Here is a 17025-nt window from a genome sequence, read left to right on the forward strand (position 1 = left end):
GGCTGAGACGGCTACGCAACGGTTCTGACCTGCGGTTCACGCGACGTATTGAACCGTTCGTCGCATCGCTGCTGTCGATGGACTTTGTTCGATGGGGTGCTGAGGAAACAAGAATGCCGCGCCAAGCTACGGACTTACTTGGCCGATAGTGACGACTGACCCAGAGCGCGCAACGGCTCTACGCAAACATGAGCGAGTGGCATCTCCTCCAAAGACATCGACGCGTGCGGCTTGCCCGGCGGGAGCCCATTTTAGCTTGCCCGGATAAGGCGGTGGAATGACCACTTCACACCATTTTCTTGACATCCGCTGGCGATCTTCGGCGTGGCCACTTCTGAACGGCGGAAGGTGGTGGCCAGCTGTGAGGTTTCGATAGGTTGTTCATCCGGTCCCGACCGAGCAGACTGAGGTTGCGACACTTCAGAGCCTCGGGAGGACCGGATGAACATTCACAAGAATGGGCGCGCGCAGCATTGGCACGAATTCACCGGGGCGCTCGATGCGCTCGAACTGGAACCCGAGGAGGACACGCGTTTGATTGCCGGTGCAGAAGCTGCATTTGCCCATGTTCGGGCGCTGGTCGATGCCAATTTCGCCCGATAAGCGTTCGGACGGGCGCGCGGGCCCGATGCGGCGATGGCTGTGGCTCGCACTCGGGTTCCTGTTCGTCGCCCTAGGTTTTATCGGCGCGCTGTTGCCGCTGATGCCGACGACGATCTTCCTGATCCTGGCAGCAGCTTGTTTCGCGAGATCCTCGCCGCGGCTCGAGGCCTGGCTGTTGGATCACCCACGGTTCGGCCCGACATTGCGTGCCTGGCACGAGGATGGTGCGATTGGACCTCGGGCCAAGTTCATGGCCTGCGGCGGCATGGCGGTCGGATATGCGCTGTTCTGGTGGGGCGTCCGCCCGAGCCTCGCAGCCGATCTGATCGTGGCGCTCGGATTGGCGGGTTGCGCAGTCTTCATCCTCACCCGCCCTCGCCCGCGACGGATATAGGGGGCGAAAACGATCAGCGCCGCAGCTCAGAACCGCCGCGAATGCCGCTCCGCCATATACAGCGCGCGGCGACCTGCCGAGCGCTTTTCGGAACATCGCCACGAGAACCGGCACGCTCTCATAGGCGCAGATCGCCAGCGACCTGCTGGATCGAAACACCGCCGGCCAGCCACTTCACTGCTAGCACGACACCGAGTTACTGGCGCCAGCGCCCGAAGCTCATTCCCGTCTCGTGGCTGATCAACCGCTCCAGCGTGCGGTTGCGCATGCCCGCTCGCTTCGCCCGCGTCTCCAGCCTTTCCCGGTCGGCGGGCGAATCGATCATCTCCACGACGATCCTTCGCTACCTTCCCGGTGCCCGGCTTGATCGGGTGGACTCGCAGCTGGGCGATCTGGACGCCGCGAGGCGCACGCGTTCAGCGGCAGCGCGCGCTTCAGGGGTCCCGGCGCGGCGGGAGCGTGGGACTCGGCGCCGGCCAAGTTCGCCGCCCGGATGCGCTGTCTTCAAATGTCACCCTGAGCAGCACCGGAGGCCGCAAGATCGTCTTCCGGGCCATTTCCGGAGGTCTTGTCAAAGCCGCACGCATCTAATTCGAGTATAGGGGTAAGGCGGTGGCAGAAATTCTACAATTCGAACAACCACATGCGCCCCGGCCGACGGCGGCACTTTTATCTCGCAGTCCGTTCCCGTCCCGTCTTCGGCGCCCCATGTCTCCATCGAGTAGCGGCAAAATTGTAATTAGTTCAATGGCTTAACGATAGCCCGGCACCGCGAGTCTCGGCCGCGCCGCTGCCTATCTCTGTGAAAAGCGATGTGCAGACAATAACTTAGCAGTGCCTAAGAGGCATTACCTTTGTCTTGCATTCCCTTTTCCGCATCACCCGCGGCTCCATCCTCTCTCTGGTGCTCGATGCCGGCCCCGTCGTCCCAGCAGTTCGATATTCGCGCGCCGATATCGCTCGACCGGTCCCCGTTGACGATATCGCGTTTGGCTAAACCGATGTCACGCCGGACCACTCCAGTCCAAACCGCGCGAGATATTTGCGCAGCCGATCGGCATCGTTCGCCGACGTCCGGCGAGCGCGCGACGCCGAGAAGAGCGTGCGGCCGGCTTCGGAAAGCGAGCGGCTCTTCCGGCAGATCCGAATGGTTTCGGCGAGTTGCCCCCGGTCGAACGGATCGATTTCGGCAAGAGCGTCGGGCGTAAGAATTTCCGTGAGCCCGTCGGCGCCGTCGTCACGCTGCCCGGACCATAGGCGCTTCAGGCGTCCGATCTCGGCCTCGACGCAATCCATGTCGATGCGGCCCTTGGGGCTGAGCGTTGCCATGCGGGTGACGCTGGCCGCGAGATCGCGGAAATTGCCTGGCCAGGTCGCATCGGGGTTGGTCGCGAAAGCGAGATAGCTCTGACGCGCCTCCTTGTTGAAGCTGGCACGATCGCCCTCGCGCTCCGCGAAGCGGTCCAGCTCGTAGTCGAGATTGGGTTCGATATCCTCGCGCCGCTCGGCAAGGCCAGGCAACTGGAACGTCCACAGGTTGAGCCGCGCATAGAGATCGTCGCGAAACCCGCCCGCCGCCACTGCCTCGCCGAGATCGCGATTGGTGCCGGCGATCAACTGGAACTCCGACGCAGCTTCCTTGTCCGAGCCGACGGGCAGGAACCGCTTGTCCTCGATCGCGCGCAGGATCATCGCCTGCTCGTCGAGCCCCAGCTCGCCGATCTCGTCGAGAAACAACATGCCCCCATCCGCCGCGCGCAGCAGTCCGGGCCGGTCGGCGACTGCGCCGGTAAAGGCGCCCTTGCGGTGCCCGAACAACGCGGACATCGCGCTATCGCCCTTCAAGGTCGCGCAGTTCACTTCGACGAAGGGACCCGCGATCTGATGCTTGAGGCGCTTCAGCTCGTAGATGCGGCGGGCGAGCTGGCTCTTGCCCGCGCCCGTGGGCCCCATCAGCAAAATCGGGGCCTTCGAGCGCAGCGCTACCCGCTCGATCTCGTCGATCATGCGGTTGAACGCCACGCTCTGCGTCTCGATGCCGGATTTCAGAAAGGAAGTGCCTTCCTGCGCGGCGACGGCGAAGCGCGTGGCGATGCTGTCGTAGCGTGAGAGATCGAGATCGATCGCAGTCCAGCGCCCGGGCGCGCCTCCGTCCTCGGCACGCTTGGCGGGCTGGGTCTGAAGCAGCCGCCCAGGCAGATAGCGCGCCTCGGTGAGCAGGAAGAGACAGATTTGCGCGACGTGCGTGCCGGTAGTGATGTGGATCAGATAGTCCTCGGCATCGGGATCAAAGGGCTCGGCGCGGGCAAAATCGAGCAACTTGCCGTACACTTCCTCGAAGTCCCACGGATCGCTGAAGTCGAGCCGGCGCAGATCGACGCGCGTCTCGGGCGATACGGACTGGATATCCTCGGCGACATAATCGGCCAGACGGCTATGCGGCGCGCCATGGAGCAGGATGAAGCGATCGACGCGCAGATCCTCGTGCATCGTAAGCGCTACCGAGGGGCGCCACTTGTTCCAGCGCGTGGGACCGAACTTGCTCGCATCCAGCGTTGATCCGAGAAATCCGATAACAGTCAGAGGTTTCATACTTATACAATAGGATAAGTTTTGATCCTTTGCGATAGCAAATTCAAGGTCCTTGGCCCTGTCGCGAGAGAGTGTTTGGACCGAACCTTTCAATAAAAGCAGTGATATTGAGTGCGTTATCAGAATTTCGCAGCCCGCTTCGATAAACTGGCACGCCCCCTGCGAAGGACATCGGCGTCGGACAGGGCAATCGAACACCCTGACCCGGCGGCGGACGCGGGGCGGCCGGAATGGGCTGGCCGCCCCCGAGGATTTCACGGCGCCGCACAGGCGCCAGCAGGAGGTTGGACAATGGCCAACAAGGGACTTTTCGCGTCGGCGATCGCAACGCTGCTGCCGGCCGCGGACACGCGAAACCGCGAGGGCGCGCCGGCCTATGCCTATGGGGCCGAGCACAAGCTTGCCCAACTCGCGGCGACCGTCACGCTGACCGACAGCTTCTATGGCGCGGCCGACACGCAGCTCATGGACGTGCTGGAAGCGGCCCGCGCCTGCGATCCCTGGTTCGTGGCGCAGGCGGCGGTCTATGCCCGCCAGTCGGGCGCGATGAAGGACATGCCGTCGCTGCTGGCGGCCTATCTAACGGTTGCCGATCCCGATCTTGCGGTCGCGGTGTTCAACCGCGTGATCGACAATGGCCGCATGCTGCGCAACTTCGTGCAGATCATGCGCTCAGGTCAGGTGGGGCGTTCCTCGCTCGGCTCGCGGCCGAAGCGGCTGGTCCAGCACTGGCTGGAGCAGGCATCGATGCCGCAGCTGATGGCCGCGGCGACGGGCAAGGACCCGAGCCTGGCGGATATCGTCCGCATGGTTCACCCCAAGCCCGCCGATGCGGCGCGGCGCGCTTTTTATGGCTGGCTGGTCGGGCGTCCTTATGACGTTGCCGCGCTGCCCGCCGAGGTCGCTGCGTTCGAGGCGTGGAAGGCCGATCGGTCGCTGCCGTTGCCGGCGGTGCCTTTCGAGTGGCTCACCGCCTTTCCGCTCACCGCCGGGAACTGGGCGGAACTGTCCACGCGGATCGGGTGGCAGGCGCTGCGGATGAACCTCAACACCCTGGCGCGCAACGGCGCGTTCGGCGTGGCGGGGGTCACCGATGCGGTGGCCGCGCGGCTCGCCGACGCGGATGCGCTCGGAAAGGTGAAGCCGATGCCCTATCAGCTGATGGTGGCGTTGGGGCAGGCCGGCGAGGGCGTGCCGCTCAAGGTGCAGGCGGCGCTGGAGGATGCGCTCGAGCAGTCGCTCGTCCGCGTGCCGATAGTGCCGGGCCATGTGGTCGTCTGCCCCGACGTGTCGGGGTCGATGGGTTCACCGGCGACCGGCTATCGCAAGGGCGCCTCGTCCAAGGTGCGGTGCATCGATGTCGCGGCTCTGGTCGCGGCGGCGATGCTGCGGACCAATCGCGATACCCGCGTCCTTCCGTTCGAGCAGGCAGTGGTGAAGCTGAAGCTGGACGCGCAAGCCCGCGTCGCCGTCAATGCGGCGAAGCTGGCGGCGGTCGGCGGGGGCGGGACCAACGTCTCGGCGCCGCTCGCTCTGCTCAATGCGGAGCGGGCGCAGGTCGACCTGGTCGTGATCGTCTCGGACAACGAATCCTGGGTGGACGCCACCCGGTATGGCGCGACCGGTACCATCCGCGAATGGGAGCGGCTGAAGAACCGCAACCCGGGCGCCAGGCTCGTGTGCGTCGACATCCAGCCCCACGGCACCAGCCAGGCGCCGCAGGGCCGGGCGGACATATTGAATGTCGGAGGTTTCTCCGACGCGGTGTTCGACACCATCGCGCGCTTCGTCTCCGGCGACACGCGCGACTGGGTGAGCATCGTCAAGCAGACGGAGGTTTAACGAACAGGGCCGTGGCGAATGCCGACGGGATTACATTGCTCCAGGGGGAAACCCGAAAGTCCAGCGTAGAGCGCCCGGGAAGCAGCAATGCCGAACGGGAGATGGGGTTCGAGTCCCCCCGTTGCAGCGGTAGCTCAAGGACGTTCTCGTCACTCTCGTCGCCACGGCCCGACACGAACATCACGGCGAATGCCGGGAAGGACTACATTGGTAATGCGGCTGTCGCGGGTTCGAATCCCGCCTGCCCCGCAAGGGCAGTAGCTCAGTCTGGTAGAGCACCGGCCCTTCGGGGTGTCTTTCTCATTCTCGTCGCCGTGACCCATTTAAAGCTGGCGAATGCCGGTGGGACTACATCGGTAAAGGCCGAAAGGCCGAGGCGGTTCGACCCCGCCCCCGGGTTCGCCCGGGATGTCTCGCCAATTTTCGTCGCCGGCACCATGATCGCATTTGAGGGAGGTCGAGATGACCGAGGCTTTGTATGATTTCCAGCACGTCGAAGGTGGCGTGCCGATCAAGATGTGGACCCGTGGCGTGCCGGTCGAGGACGGTGCGCGCGCCCAGCTTGCACGTGCGGCGCAGATGCCGTTCGTGTTCAAGCACGTGGCCGCGATGCCCGATGTCCATATCGGCATCGGCGCGACTGTCGGCTCGGTGATCCCGACCAAGGGCGCGGTGATCCCGGCGGCGGTGGGCGTCGACATCGGCTGCGGCATGATGGCGGCGCGCACCTCGCTGGTGGCGAGCGACCTGCCCGACAATCTGGAGGCGATCCGTTCGGCCATCGAGCAGGCGGTGCCGCACGGGCGTTCGGTGGGGCGCAGCAAGCGTGATACCGGTTCCTGGGGCAGCCCGCCGCCCGCGATCGTCGAGGCCTGGGCGACGCTCGCCCAGCGCTTCGATAAGATCACCGACAAATATCCGCGGCTCAAGAACACCAACAACCTGGTGCATCTGGGTACGCTGGGCACGGGCAACCACTTCATCGAGCTGTGCCTCGACCAGGACCAGCGCGTGTGGGTGATGCTCCATTCGGGTTCGCGCGGCGTCGGCAACGCGATCGGCAGCTATTTCATCGAGCTGGCGAAGCAGGACATGCGCAAGTGGCACATCAACCTGCCCGACGAGAACCTCGCTTATTTCCCGGAGGGAACCGATCATTTCGACGATTATGTCGAGGCGGTCGGCTGGGCGCAGGACTTCGCGGCGCTGAACCGGCGGATGATGATGACCAACGTCATCCGCGCGCTGCGGGGCCAGATCGCCAAGCCGTTCGATGCGGAGCTGGAGGCAGTCAACTGCCACCACAACTACGTCCAGCGCGAGAACCACTTCGGTGAGAACGTGCTGGTCACCCGCAAGGGCGCGGTCCGCGCGGCGAAGGGCGTGCTGGGCATTATCCCCGGATCGATGGGCGCCAAGTCGTTCATTGTCCGGGGGCTGGGCAACCCCGAGTCGTTCGACAGTTGCAGCCATGGCGCGGGGCGCGTGATGTCCCGCACCGCGGCGAAGAAGCTGGTGACGCTAGACGAGCACATCCGCGACACCGCGGGCGTCGAGTGCCGCAAGGACGAAGGCGTGATCGACGAAACGCCGAAGGCGTACAAGCCGATCGAGGCCGTGATGGCGGCGCAAGCCGACCTGGTCGAGATCGTCCATACGCTCAAGCAGGTGGTGTGCGTGAAGGGCTAAAAGGCTCTCGTCAGCCTTTGGCGCACACCACCATTTTCCCGAAAGGGCCGAAGATGACCATGGACGTAGCGGCCTGGCAGCAGGCGGGACACCTCTATGTCTGGCGCTACGCGATCCTCAATCGCAGCCGGCGCGGTTGGCATTTCCATGCCGATCGTGTCGGCTGCGAGTCAGTTGCGGATCTCATCGACCGCATGGTCGCGGGAGGCGAGCCGAGTCACCGCACGCTGGTGCTTGGCTCGGTGACTCCGGAGACCTGGGCCCTGCCGAACTTCGGCCCGCCCAAGGGGGACCGGTTCGCGCGGCTGCGGATCGAATATTGGCCCGGGCAGGAAACGCTCGGCATCGAGCCGGTCGAAGACCGGCTGGTCCTTGGACTTGGGGCGAAGCGTGCCCCGTTTCTGCGGGCCGCGCTGATCGACCTGTCGATCGGGCAAAATGATTTCGGCATCGCTCCGTCGGACGACCGGCACGGCGATCCCTGGATGTTCTGGTGAGAAGAAAGATGACGCAGGCTGACAAGACCATTCCTCCCGCCGTGCGGCGCGAGATCGAAACCCGCCTCGACCGGATCGAGGCCGAGCATGGCGTGCGCCTGCTGCTCGCCGTCGAATCCGGCTCCCGCGCCTGGGGCTTTCCCTCGCCCGACAGCGACTATGACGTGCGCTTCCTCTATGTCCGGCCGCGCGACTGGTATCTGTCGCTCGTGCCCGGCCGAGACGTGATCGAGACCCCCATCGAGGATGAGATCGATCTGAATGGTTGGGACGTGCGCAAGGCGCTTACCCTGCTGCTCAAGTCGAACGCGGTGGTGAGCGAATGGGTCGAATCGCCGATCCGCTACCGGCCCGACCATCCCTTTGTCGCCCGGCTGGGGAGCCTTGCGGACGATCTGCTCAATCCGCGCGCGATTGCCTATCACTATGCGCGATCGGGCAAGCTGGCGGCGGATCGGTGGCTCGATGGTGGGGATGCGGTGCCGGTGAAGAAGTATTTCTACGCGCTACGCCCTGCGCTGGCGATCCGTGCAATCCGGCTGAACCCGGCATCGCGCCCGCCGATGAACCTGCAGGCGCTGGTCGCTGCCAGCGATCTGCCGACCATGCTGGTCGAGCAGATCGATGCGCTGGTCGAGGCGAAGGCCCGCACCAACGAACGTGCGAACGGCGCCCGGCTGCCCGAGATCGACGCGCTGATCCGCGGCGAGCTCGAGCGGGCGGGCGAGCTTCCGGCGCGCAAAGTGCGCGATCGCTTCGTCGATCGCGCGGATCAACTCTTTCTTGAACTGGCAAACACATGATCGTCATCGACGGATCGGAAGGCGAGGGCGGCGGGCAGGTGGTGCGCAATTCCTGCGCACTGTCGCTCGTCACCGGGCAGCCCTTCCGCATCACCAATGCGCGCGGCAAGCGCCAGAAGCCGGGGCTGATGCGCCAGCACGTCACTGCAATCGAGGCGGCGTGCGCGATCGGTGGCGCCGTCTGCGAAGGCGTGGCGGTCGGTGCGTCCGACTTCACCTTCACCCCCGGCCGTGTCACGCCCGGCGAGTATCATTTCGCGGTGGGCACTGCGGGAAGCACCGGGCTGGTCTTCCAGACGCTGCTGATGCCGCTGCTGCTGGCCGGCGGACCCTCGCGGCTCGTCCTCGAGGGCGGTACCCACAACATGCTGGCGCCGCCGTTCGACTTCATGGCGAAGGCGTTCGTGCCGGTGGTGCGGCGGATGGGCGCGCAGATCGAGATGCGGCTGGTTCGCCATGGCTTCTATCCACGCGGTGGAGGACGGATAGAAGTAGATATCGGCCCGGGCACGCTGGCGCCGGTCGATTGCCTCGATCGTGGCGCGCTCCGCTCCGTCTCGGGTACGGCATTGTTCGCGGCGCTGGCGCACAACATCGCGGAGCGCGAAATCGTGACCGCACGCAAGTTGCTGCCGGACTGGCCGGAGGATGCCTTCGCTGTTCGACAGCTTCCGGACGAGCAAGGCCCGGGCAATGTCTTGTTGCTGGAGGCGGTGTTCGAGCATGCCACCGAGATCGTCACGGGTTTCGGCAAGTTGGGCGTGTCGGCGGAATCGCTCGCCAAGACAGCTGCGCATCGCATGGCCGGGTTTCTGGCTTCCGATGCATTCGCAGGACCTTATCTGGCAGACCAGCTTTTGCTGCCTTTCGCGCTGGCGGGAAGTGGTAGCTTTACTACGGTGAAACCGAGCCAGCATGCGCTTACCGCACGCGACATCATCGAGCGCTTCACCGGCCAGCGCTGGGTGTTCGAACAGCAATCGAACGGCTGCCACCTGGTGCGGCGAAAGCGCGACGCTTGATTCCTCCACCCGCTCCTCATCGGATGGAGCGGGTACCTTTTTACGGAAGGCTGCCAATCCCCATGAGAAGTCGGCGCGTGTCCAGGAAGTCGGTCCGGCGATAGGCCGCTTCGTGCTCTTCATGAACTAGCACGGCCGCCTTACGGATCGTTGGGATCAACTGACGCTCCTGCTTTCGCTCGGCAACCGGATCGATTCTTGCGTGATTCTCTTCCTCGCAAGGAACGCGGCTTCCCGCGCGTCTGCGAGCGACACAGAGCGCAAGGACCCCAAGCCGATTTCTCGGCGACGTCCGCCTGATGGAACTCGCAGGAGCCAGCGTCCCGAATCTTTGCCGTTCAGTTCGAGGAACAGCCCATCGCCATCAGAATATCGCCCCGGCTCAGCCAAGGCCTTGGATGGAGTGAGCTTTCCCATCCCGTCTCACCGAAATTACCACACTTTTGGGGGTGGTGTCGGATCTTCTGAAATCCAGCAGGACGAAAAAAACCGCTGATTTCTGCGGCTTATTGCGGATTCTGAGGGTATTGGCGAGCCTTGGAAAAGGCGTAGTTGGCGGAGCGGGAGGGATTCGAACCCTCGATACGCTTTTGGCGTATACTCACTTTCCAGGCGAGCGCCTTCGACCACTCGGCCACCGCTCCGCATACCCCGGAAGGCGCGGCCCTAGCCCGTGCGGGCGGGCTAGGCAAGCGCGGGCGCGCGTGCCAGTCTCGCATTATGCTCAAGCCCCTGCTCGCGCTTTCCGCCCTCACCGCCGCCGTCCCGGCAATTGCCCAGACCGCGCCCGCCGCCCCGACCGCAGCCGATGCCGCCGCGTCGGATTGGCAACCCATTCCCGACAACGAACTGCTGGTGATGACGCTGCGTGGCGGGCATCAGGTCTTCATCCGGCTCGCTCCGCGCTATGCGCCCGCGCACGTCGCCAATATCCGCAAGCTCGCCGAGGCGCGTTGGTGGGACGGCACCAGCGTCTATCGCGTGCAGGACAATTATGTCGCCCAATGGGGCGGCGGCGATGACAAGACCACGTTGCCGCCGACGGTGATCGAGAATCCGCCTGCCGAATATGAATGGAGCCGCTACGATGGCGTCACCAATTTCGCGCGCGCCGATCCCTATGCCGTGAAGACCGGGCACAGCGCCGATGGCTGGCCGCTCGCCACCGACGGCAAGACGAGCTGGCTCACACATTGCTATGGCATGGTCGGCGTGGCCCGCGATCTCGCGCCGAGCACCGGCAGCGGCGCCGAACTCTATACCGTGATCGGACATGCGCCGCGCCATCTCGATCGCAACATTGCGATCGTCGGACGCGTCGTCGAGGGAATCCAGTGGCTCTCGGCGCTGCCGCGCGGCGGCGGAAGTTTGGGCGTCTACGAGAATCCCGCCGAGCGCGTTCCGATCCTCTCCGCCCGGCTCGCCAGCCAGCTGCCCGAGGACGAGCGTCCGCATTTCCAGGTCCGCGCCACCGACAATGAACGCTTCGCCGCGTGGCTGAGCGAGCGCGAGAATCGCAAGCCGCCCTTCTTCACCATGCCCGCAGGCGGCGCCGACATCTGCAATGCACAGGCGCCGATCCGCCGCGCACCGTGAATTATTTGCCGACCCAGTCGGCGACCTCGGTAGCGACCTGGTTCGCGGCCTGGTTGAGCGCCACGCCTACCGCGGCCGCCTCGATCTCGGTCACCGCCACGCGCGCCTCGAAGCGGCGCTTCTCGACCACGGTCTCGGGTCCACGGATCAATGCAGCGTCATAGGTCACCACGACCTCTTTGGCCTCTTCCTCCACGCCGAAGCGGCGCAGCTCGCCCATCAGATAGGCGCCGGGATCCGTGAGCGACTGACGCGAACTCAGCACCAGCCGGCCCGTACGGGCAGTGATCGTGTCGCCGAGCAGGCGCTGGAGCAGCTGCGACGGGCGCTCGACCCATTGCGCGTCCTTGACGAAAGCGATGGCAGTGCCGCCCGAATGCACCGGCACGCGCGAAGAGGCGAGTTCCTGCGGCAGCGACGGCACGGCGACCGTGATCGTCGCCGCGACGTTCGAACGCTGCGATTCGCCGACCGGCAGCGTGGCCGTGGGGGTCAGTGTCAGCAGCGATTTGGGCGGCTTGCCGCCGAACGAGATGCAGCCGCTCAAGGAGGCCGCGAGCAGCGGCATGGCGAGAAGCAAAGCGCGCTTGTTCATCATGGTCCTCATTTGGGCTTGTAGTCGGGCAGCTTGGGCGATCCGACGAGGCTGGATGCGCCGCCCTGATCGAGCTTTTCGGCAACCGAGGCGAGGCTGGTCGACATCACCCGCAGATCCTGGACGAGCTGGCCGATCTCGGGGATCGTCTTCTTCGACAGCGCCTGCAGTCCGGGCCGGGCATCGCCGATCGTCGCATCCAGCGTCTCCATCGACTTGCGCGCCGAGCCGATCGTGCGGTTGAGATTGGCGATCGTCGGGCGGACGTCCTCGGCGATCACCCCGTTGGTCGTCGTGGCCAGCTTGCCGAGCTCTTCGGTCGCCAACCCGAACTTCTGGATCGCGATCCGGGTCTCGGCGAGCGTCGCGGCGATCTCCGGCCCGCGGTCGGCGAGCGCGTCGGTGAGCCGGTTGGTATTGGCGAGGATGCCGGCGATCGAATTCTGGTTCCTGTCGCCGAGGAGCTCGCCAAGGCGTTCGGTCAGGGTTGAGATGCGCTCGAGTAGCTGCGGGGCCGAGCTCAAAAGCGCGCCGAGGCCGCCCTGCTTGGTCGGGATCACCGGCACGCCGAGCGGGCAGGCTGCGCGCGGGTTCTGCTCGGGGCAGCGGATCGACGGGGCGCCCTTGACGGCGCCGTCGAGCTGCACGGTGCTCGGTCCGGTAAAACTGCCCTGGATCGAGGCAGTTGTGCCTTCGAGGATCGGCACGTCATCGTTGACGCTGATGCGGACGCGGACGAGGCTGGGATCAGGCTTCCAGAACGAGATTTCCTTCACCTGCCCCGAAGGCACGCCCGAAAAGCTCACCGCCGAGCCCGGGTTGAGCCCGTCCACCGCCTGCTTGAAGAAGATGTCGTACTGGCGCTCGTTGCCACCGCCCAGCCGCGCCAGCCAGACGATGAACAAGGCCAGCACCGCGAGCAGGATCAGCACCACGGCGCCGACGAGTACATGGTTCGATCGCGTTTCCATCAGAGCCTCATGTCCTCGCTTGCGCCCGCTCGGCGCTGGCGACCGCGGCGCGTCCGCGCGGCCCCTTGAAATATTCCTGGATCCACGGGTGATCCAGCGCGAGCAGTTCGTCGATCGTGCCGACGGCGATCACGCGCTTGTCGGCGAGCACCGCGACGCGGTCGCATATCGCATACAGCGTATCGAGGTCGTGCGTGATCAGGAAAACCGTCAGCCCCAGAGTTTTCTGGAGCGACGCAGTGAGCTCGTCGAACGCCGCCGCGCCGATCGGGTCGAGCCCCGCCGTCGGTTCGTCGAGGAATAGCAGCTCCGGATCGAGTGCCAGCGCGCGGGCAAGTCCCGCTCGCTTCTTCATGCCGCCGGAAAGTTCGGCTGGGAATTTGGGGCCGGCATCGGGTGGGAGGCCGGTCATCACGACCTTGTAGGCCGCAATCTCCTCGAGCAGCGCGCCGTCGAGCCCTGGGTAGAATTCCTTGATGGGCACCTGGACGTTCTCGGACACAGTCAGAGTCGAGAACAGCGCGCCGCCTTGGAAGAGGATGCCCCAGCGCTTGCGGATTTCGGTGGCCTCGTGCTCTTCGAGGCCGATCGTCGCTTCGCCAAAGACGCTGATGTCGCCCGCCAGCGGAGGCTGCAGGCCGATGATCGAGCGCATCAGCACTGACTTGCCCGTGCCGGAGCCACCGACGACACCTAGAATCTCGCCGCGGCGGACATCGAGGTCAAGACCGTCGTGCACCAGCTGATCGCCGAAACCGTTCTTGAGGCCCCGAACGGTAATGATCGTTTCACCGTTGCCGCGCGCCGGGTTCATATCCACCCCACGTTGGTGAAGAACACGGCGAAGAAGGCGTCGAGCACGATTACGAGGAAGATAGCTTGGACGACCGCAGTCGTTGTCCGGATGCCGACCTGCTCGGCGTCTGCTTCGACCTGCATGCCCTGAAAGCAGCCGGCGATGGCGATGATTGCGCCGAACACCGGCGCCTTGACTAGACCGACCCACAGGTCGGTGAGTGGCACGACCTCACGGATCGTCTGGATGAAAGTGACAAGCGGGATGCCGAGACTGATCCAGCAGAGCAGCCCGCCGCCAATGATCGCGCATACGGAGGCATAGAACGCGAGCAGTGGCATCATCAGCACCACCGCCAGCGTCCGCGGCACCACCAGCGCCTCCATTGGAGAAACGCCGATCGTGCGCATCGCATCGATCTCCTCAGTCAGCTTCATCGTGCCGATCTGCGCTGCGAAGGCCGAGCCGGAGCGGCCGGCGACCATGATCGCAGTCATCAACACCCCAAGTTCCCGGAGCGTGATGCGACCGACCAAGTTGATCGTATAGATCTCGGCGCCAAACTGGCGGAGCTGCACTGCGCCCTGCTGTGCGATGACGATGCCGATCAGGAAGCACATCAGCCCGATGATACCGAGCGCCGAGACCCCAACGACTTCGAAGCGGTGAACGGTGGCATTGAAGCGGAAGCGCCGGGGATGCGTGAAGACGTTCCAGAAGGCGATCGTCGTCGCGCCCATGAAGCCGAGCAGGCCGTACAAGGTATGGCCGGCGACATAGATGGCGTCGCCAACTTCGCCGAGCATCCGGGTGAACGGATCGGCGGGCTTGCGCGGCAATTCGATCGGATGTTCGGCGGCGGCGACCTGATCGAGCAGATGCTGCTCGTCTTCCTCGAGCCCCTCTACGGTAGATCCGTGATCGCGCGCGAAGCGGTGAACCAGCCACGCGCCCACCGTGTCGATCCGCTCGACTCCGCTCAGGTCGAGCTTCGCCACCGGACCGTCGACGGCGTTGAGCCGCTCGGGCAGGTCCCGCAGGCAGGCAAGCGACAGATTACCGGTGAAGCGCAGCGTTGCGCCGTCACCCGTATCGATTCGTTCGAAATCCGCGCTTCCCCTCATCGCGGCCACCTTTCGGCGATTCGCGCTGGAACGGCAAGGATTTGCTCTGGCAAGCTGGGAAAGCCTAGATGCACCAATGCAGCACCTGGCAATCTACGACATGGACAAGACGATCACTGCGGCGCCCACATGGATGCGCTTCCTCGTGCATGCGGCGCGCGCGCGCGCGCCATGGCGCCTCGCGCTGATGCCGCTCGTCGGCGCGGCCGGGCTCGGCTATCTGCTCAGGCTGATCGATCGCGCCGGCCTCAAACAGATTTCGCAGCGCCTGCTGCTCGGCCATGCGCTCACCGCTACGGACCTCGAAATCGTCGCCGAACGCTTTGCCGATGCGGAAATCGGCAAGGGCGTGCTCCACGGTGCGCGCGAACGGATCGAGGCCGATCGAGCCGCCGGTTACCGGCTGGTGATGGCCACGGCGTCGCACGGTTACTATGCCGCGGCAATCGCGCGGCGGCTCGGGTTCGACGATGTCGTCGCCACACAGGCGCAACGCGATGGGCAAGGCCGTATTCTCTCCCTGATCGAAGGGGATAACTGTTACGGGCCCGTAAAGCTCCGCATGATCGAAAGCTGGATGGCGCGCGCAGGAGTCTCGCGGCGGGACGTGCATGTCCGCGCCTATTCCGATCATGTCTCCGATGTGCCGTTGCTCGAATGGGCGGACGAGCCCTTTGCAGTCAACGCACATGGTCCGCTCCAAAGGCTGGCGCAGGCGCGCGGTTGGCGGCAGCTCGACTGGAGATAATCCGGGCTGGTTGCGTTGTCTCTCCCGCAACGAGGAGAGGATGCGTGACCAAGACACTCGCCGAGCTGGCAGCGCTCATCGGGAAAATCGACTTCGCGACACTCTCGACCCATTCGCAAGGTGGCACCATCGCGGGCCGACCGATGAGCAACAACGGCGACGTCGAGTATGACGGCGACAGCTGGTACTTCGCTTGCGAAGATACCCGCACCGTGCAGGATCTGCGCGCCAATCCGACCTGCGCGCTGAGCTTCCACGGCAAAGGTGGGCTGCTCGGCATGAAGCCGGTGTTCGTCCACATCGAAGGCGAAGCCGAGCTGATCAAGGACAAGGCGCAGTTCGCGGCGCATTGGGCAAAGGATCTCGATCTGTGGTTCAAGGAGGGCGTCGACACGCCGGGCCTCACATTGATCAAGGTTCACGGTATCCGTGCACATTATTGGGACGGTGAGGATCAGGGCGAGATCGTCCTCGAAGGCGCGACCTCGCAAACACGGGCGCCGGCTACGTTTTAAATCCTGCCCCTTGCAGCGAGCGGCGACTAAAGCACCGCGTCCGCCGTATGGATAGCCACGCCAACCAGCCCGCCCACCAACGTCCCGTTGATCCGGATATATTGCAGGTCGCGCCCGACGGCATTCTCCAGCCGCCCGGTGATCGTCTGCGCGTCCCATCCCCGGATCGTGTCCGAAACCAGCCGGACGATGCCATCGCCATAGTCCGAGGCGGCACCCACCGCGGCGCGCCTTACGAAGCGATTGATCGTCTCGGCAAGTCGTGCGTCGCCTTGCAGCGTCTCGCCGAGCTGCCGCAGCGCGCCGCCCAGCTCGCCTGACAGCACTCGATCGGGGTCGCGCGCCAGCCGCAACAGCGCGGCGCGGCCCGATTCCCACACTCCCAGCCACCAGTCGCCCAGCGCGGGATTGTCGAGCAGTTCGTTTTTGAACGCCTCGACGCGCGCGCGCTTGTCAGGGTCATGCTGAAGGTCGTGCGCGAGCTGCGCCAGTCCTTCGTCGGCCTTGGTCCGCAACGGGTGGCCGGCATCCTCGGCCATGTCGCCGATCAGCTTTGCGAGACCCGCGATGATCTTGTTGGCGAGCGTCTCGTCGAGTCCGGTCCAGCGCATCACCGAGCCCGAGCGCTCGTGCACCATCTGCCGGATCATGTCCTCGTTGGCGTCGAGGATCTTGGCCGCCCAATGGACGATGCCGTCGAGCAATGGCCGATGCCGGTTCTCCTTCATGGCGGTCTCGAGCGCGCGCCCGAGCAGCGGCGCGATCTCCAGCCCGCGTAGCCGCTCGGCCAGTGCGCGCTTGGCCATGCCGCCCAGCCGCTCCTGATCGAGCGCTTCGAGCATGTCGGCGGCGAGCCGGCCGATGCCCGCGCGCAATCGCCCGCGCCCTGCCCCCGGATCGGCGAGCCAACGCCCGACGGCACGCGCCACATCGACGCGCTGCATCCGCCGCGCGACGACGCGGGGTATCAGGAAATTGTCGCGCAGGAACGCCGCGAGCGTCCCCGCAATCCGGTCCTTGTTGCGCGGAATGATCGCAGTGTGCGGAATCGGCAGATGGAGCGGATGGCGGAACAAGGCCGTCACGGCGAACCAGTCGGCGAGCCCGCCGACCATCGCCGCTTCGGAAAAGGCGCGGATATAACCGATCGCCGGATGGAGATGATCGAACTGCCGCGCCGCGAGGAAAATCGCGGCCATCAACACAAGCAGCCCGGTCGCGACCAGCCGCATGCGCCT

18 protein-coding genes and 1 tRNA gene are annotated in these 17025 nt (G+C 65.1%); 10 read left to right on the forward strand and 9 right to left on the reverse strand.

What is annotated here, in order from left to right; translation table 11 throughout:
- Window positions 1-441 precede the first annotated feature (441 nt).
- Window positions 442-603 carry a biliverdin-producing heme oxygenase gene (locus CVN68_RS23230; protein ID WP_158298881.1) on the forward strand — a complete coding sequence of 54 codons (162 nt, stop codon included), beginning with the start codon at window positions 442-444 and terminating at the stop codon, window positions 601-603.
- A 25-nt stretch (window positions 604-628) separates the two neighbouring features.
- Window positions 629-997 (forward strand): YbaN family protein, encoded by a 369-nt coding sequence (locus CVN68_RS13250; RefSeq protein ID WP_100282627.1) that lies wholly within the window; start codon window positions 629-631, stop codon window positions 995-997.
- Between the two features lie 196 nt (window positions 998-1193).
- On the opposite strand, the gene CVN68_RS24195 is transcribed toward CVN68_RS13250, so the two are convergent.
- Complete coding sequence (locus CVN68_RS24195; protein ID WP_267893700.1) at window positions 1194-1322, reverse strand: hypothetical protein; 129 nt, start codon at window positions 1320-1322, stop codon at window positions 1194-1196.
- 668 nt (window positions 1323-1990) lie between these two features.
- Window positions 1991-3589 (reverse strand): RNA repair transcriptional activator RtcR, encoded by a 1599-nt coding sequence (gene rtcR / locus CVN68_RS13260; RefSeq protein WP_100282628.1) that lies wholly within the window; start codon window positions 3587-3589, stop codon window positions 1991-1993.
- Between the two features lie 291 nt (window positions 3590-3880).
- Between rtcR and CVN68_RS13265 the strand changes: the two genes are divergently transcribed.
- The 5 genes from CVN68_RS13265 to rtcA all read left to right on the forward strand — a co-directional run bounded on the left by CVN68_RS13265 (window position 3881) and on the right by rtcA (window position 9442).
- On the forward strand, window positions 3881-5431 hold the full coding sequence (locus CVN68_RS13265; protein ID WP_100282629.1) for a vWA domain-containing protein: 1551 nt from the start codon (window positions 3881-3883) through the stop codon (window positions 5429-5431).
- Window positions 5432-5893: 462 nt separating this feature from the next.
- Window positions 5894-7120 carry an RtcB family protein gene (locus CVN68_RS13270; protein WP_100282630.1) on the forward strand — a complete coding sequence of 409 codons (1227 nt, stop codon included), beginning with the start codon at window positions 5894-5896 and terminating at the stop codon, window positions 7118-7120.
- Between the two features lie 53 nt (window positions 7121-7173).
- Window positions 7174-7617 (forward strand): hypothetical protein, encoded by a 444-nt coding sequence (locus CVN68_RS13275; RefSeq protein WP_100282631.1) that lies wholly within the window; start codon window positions 7174-7176, stop codon window positions 7615-7617.
- 8 nt (window positions 7618-7625) lie between these two features.
- Window positions 7626-8420: a nucleotidyltransferase domain-containing protein gene (locus CVN68_RS13280; RefSeq protein WP_100282632.1), complete on the forward strand. Its 795-nt coding sequence runs from the start codon at window positions 7626-7628 to the stop codon at window positions 8418-8420.
- The gene (gene rtcA / locus CVN68_RS13285) at window positions 8417-9442 is read left to right on the forward strand and encodes an RNA 3'-terminal phosphate cyclase (protein WP_100282633.1); all 1026 of its coding nucleotides are present in this window, start codon (window positions 8417-8419) and stop codon (window positions 9440-9442) included. Before CVN68_RS13280 ends, rtcA begins: the two co-directional genes overlap by 4 nt.
- A 156-nt stretch (window positions 9443-9598) precedes the next feature.
- On the opposite strand, the gene CVN68_RS24470 is transcribed toward rtcA, so the two are convergent.
- Together CVN68_RS24470 and CVN68_RS13295 are read right to left on the reverse strand one after the other, a co-directional pair.
- Entirely contained in the window at window positions 9599-9859 is a 261-nt protein-coding gene (locus CVN68_RS24470) for an Arm DNA-binding domain-containing protein (RefSeq protein WP_407695505.1), read from the reverse strand.
- Window positions 9860-9995: 136 nt separating this feature from the next.
- Window positions 9996-10086: transfer RNA gene (locus CVN68_RS13295), tRNA-Ser, on the reverse strand.
- 76 nt (window positions 10087-10162) lie between these two features.
- Here CVN68_RS13295 and CVN68_RS13300 point away from each other — a divergent pair.
- Window positions 10163-11038 carry a peptidylprolyl isomerase gene (locus CVN68_RS13300; RefSeq protein ID WP_100282634.1) on the forward strand — a complete coding sequence of 292 codons (876 nt, stop codon included), beginning with the start codon at window positions 10163-10165 and terminating at the stop codon, window positions 11036-11038.
- A gap of 1 nt (window position 11039) precedes the next feature.
- Here the strand turns inward: CVN68_RS13300 and CVN68_RS13305 are convergent, their stop codons facing one another.
- From CVN68_RS13305 to CVN68_RS13320, 4 genes are read right to left on the reverse strand one after another with little or no spacing between them, the layout of a single operon-like run.
- Window positions 11040-11633: an ABC-type transport auxiliary lipoprotein family protein gene (locus CVN68_RS13305; RefSeq protein ID WP_100284396.1), complete on the reverse strand. Its 594-nt coding sequence runs from the start codon at window positions 11631-11633 to the stop codon at window positions 11040-11042.
- 8 nt (window positions 11634-11641) lie between these two features.
- Complete coding sequence (locus CVN68_RS13310) at window positions 11642-12604, reverse strand: MlaD family protein (RefSeq protein WP_100282635.1); 963 nt, start codon at window positions 12602-12604, stop codon at window positions 11642-11644.
- Between the two features lie 7 nt (window positions 12605-12611).
- Window positions 12612-13418 (reverse strand): ABC transporter ATP-binding protein, encoded by an 807-nt coding sequence (locus CVN68_RS13315; protein ID WP_100282636.1) that lies wholly within the window; start codon window positions 13416-13418, stop codon window positions 12612-12614.
- Window positions 13415-14524 carry an ABC transporter permease gene (locus tag CVN68_RS13320; RefSeq protein ID WP_100282637.1) on the reverse strand — a complete coding sequence of 370 codons (1110 nt, stop codon included), beginning with the start codon at window positions 14522-14524 and terminating at the stop codon, window positions 13415-13417. Before CVN68_RS13320 ends, CVN68_RS13315 begins: the two co-directional genes overlap by 4 nt.
- Window positions 14525-14600: 76 nt before the next feature.
- Here CVN68_RS13320 and CVN68_RS13325 point away from each other — a divergent pair, with 76 nt between their 5' ends.
- Together CVN68_RS13325 and CVN68_RS13330 are read left to right on the forward strand one after the other, a co-directional pair.
- On the forward strand, window positions 14601-15272 hold the full coding sequence (locus CVN68_RS13325; RefSeq protein ID WP_100282638.1) for an HAD family hydrolase: 672 nt from the start codon (window positions 14601-14603) through the stop codon (window positions 15270-15272).
- Window positions 15273-15316: 44 nt separating this feature from the next.
- Entirely contained in the window at window positions 15317-15787 is a 471-nt protein-coding gene (locus tag CVN68_RS13330) for a pyridoxamine 5'-phosphate oxidase family protein (protein ID WP_233503339.1), read from the forward strand.
- Between the two features lie 26 nt (window positions 15788-15813).
- On the opposite strand, the gene CVN68_RS13335 is transcribed toward CVN68_RS13330, so the two are convergent.
- Window positions 15814-17019 carry a DUF445 domain-containing protein gene (locus CVN68_RS13335; protein ID WP_100282640.1) on the reverse strand — a complete coding sequence of 402 codons (1206 nt, stop codon included), beginning with the start codon at window positions 17017-17019 and terminating at the stop codon, window positions 15814-15816.
- Window positions 17020-17025 lie beyond the last annotated feature (6 nt).

The sequence above is a fragment of the Sphingomonas psychrotolerans genome, assembly GCF_002796605.1.
Taxonomy (GTDB): Bacteria; Pseudomonadota; Alphaproteobacteria; order Sphingomonadales; family Sphingomonadaceae; genus Sphingomonas; species Sphingomonas psychrotolerans.

What these genes read in the sequence shown, in the direction of transcription:
- CVN68_RS13270 (WP_100282630.1), top strand. Translation starts at nt 5,894, where the DNA reads ATGACCGAGGCTTTGTATGATTTCCAGCACGTCGAAGGTGGCGTGCCG.
- CVN68_RS13335 (WP_100282640.1), bottom strand. Translation starts at nt 17,019, where the DNA reads ATGCGGCTGGTCGCGACCGGGCTGCTTGTGTTGATGGCCGCGATTTTC.
- CVN68_RS13310 (WP_100282635.1), bottom strand. Translation starts at nt 12,604, where the DNA reads ATGGAAACGCGATCGAACCATGTACTCGTCGGCGCCGTGGTGCTGATC.
- CVN68_RS13275 (WP_100282631.1), top strand. Translation starts at nt 7,174, where the DNA reads ATGACCATGGACGTAGCGGCCTGGCAGCAGGCGGGACACCTCTATGTC.
- CVN68_RS13320 (WP_100282637.1), bottom strand. Translation starts at nt 14,524, where the DNA reads ATGAGGGGAAGCGCGGATTTCGAACGAATCGATACGGGTGACGGCGCA.
- CVN68_RS24195 (WP_267893700.1), bottom strand. Translation starts at nt 1,322, where the DNA reads ATGATCGATTCGCCCGCCGACCGGGAAAGGCTGGAGACGCGGGCGAAG.
- CVN68_RS24470 (WP_407695505.1), bottom strand. Translation starts at nt 9,859, where the DNA reads ATGGGAAAGCTCACTCCATCCAAGGCCTTGGCTGAGCCGGGGCGATAT.
- CVN68_RS13280 (WP_100282632.1), top strand. Translation starts at nt 7,626, where the DNA reads ATGACGCAGGCTGACAAGACCATTCCTCCCGCCGTGCGGCGCGAGATC.
- CVN68_RS13315 (WP_100282636.1), bottom strand. Translation starts at nt 13,418, where the DNA reads ATGAACCCGGCGCGCGGCAACGGTGAAACGATCATTACCGTTCGGGGC.
- rtcR (WP_100282628.1), bottom strand. Translation starts at nt 3,589, where the DNA reads ATGAAACCTCTGACTGTTATCGGATTTCTCGGATCAACGCTGGATGCG.
- rtcA (WP_100282633.1), top strand. Translation starts at nt 8,417, where the DNA reads ATGATCGTCATCGACGGATCGGAAGGCGAGGGCGGCGGGCAGGTGGTG.
- CVN68_RS13250 (WP_100282627.1), top strand. Translation starts at nt 629, where the DNA reads ATGCGGCGATGGCTGTGGCTCGCACTCGGGTTCCTGTTCGTCGCCCTA.
- CVN68_RS13305 (WP_100284396.1), bottom strand. Translation starts at nt 11,633, where the DNA reads ATGAACAAGCGCGCTTTGCTTCTCGCCATGCCGCTGCTCGCGGCCTCC.
- CVN68_RS23230 (WP_158298881.1), top strand. Translation starts at nt 442, where the DNA reads ATGAACATTCACAAGAATGGGCGCGCGCAGCATTGGCACGAATTCACC.
- CVN68_RS13300 (WP_100282634.1), top strand. Translation starts at nt 10,163, where the DNA reads ATGCTCAAGCCCCTGCTCGCGCTTTCCGCCCTCACCGCCGCCGTCCCG.
- CVN68_RS13265 (WP_100282629.1), top strand. Translation starts at nt 3,881, where the DNA reads ATGGCCAACAAGGGACTTTTCGCGTCGGCGATCGCAACGCTGCTGCCG.
- CVN68_RS13325 (WP_100282638.1), top strand. Translation starts at nt 14,601, where the DNA reads ATGCAGCACCTGGCAATCTACGACATGGACAAGACGATCACTGCGGCG.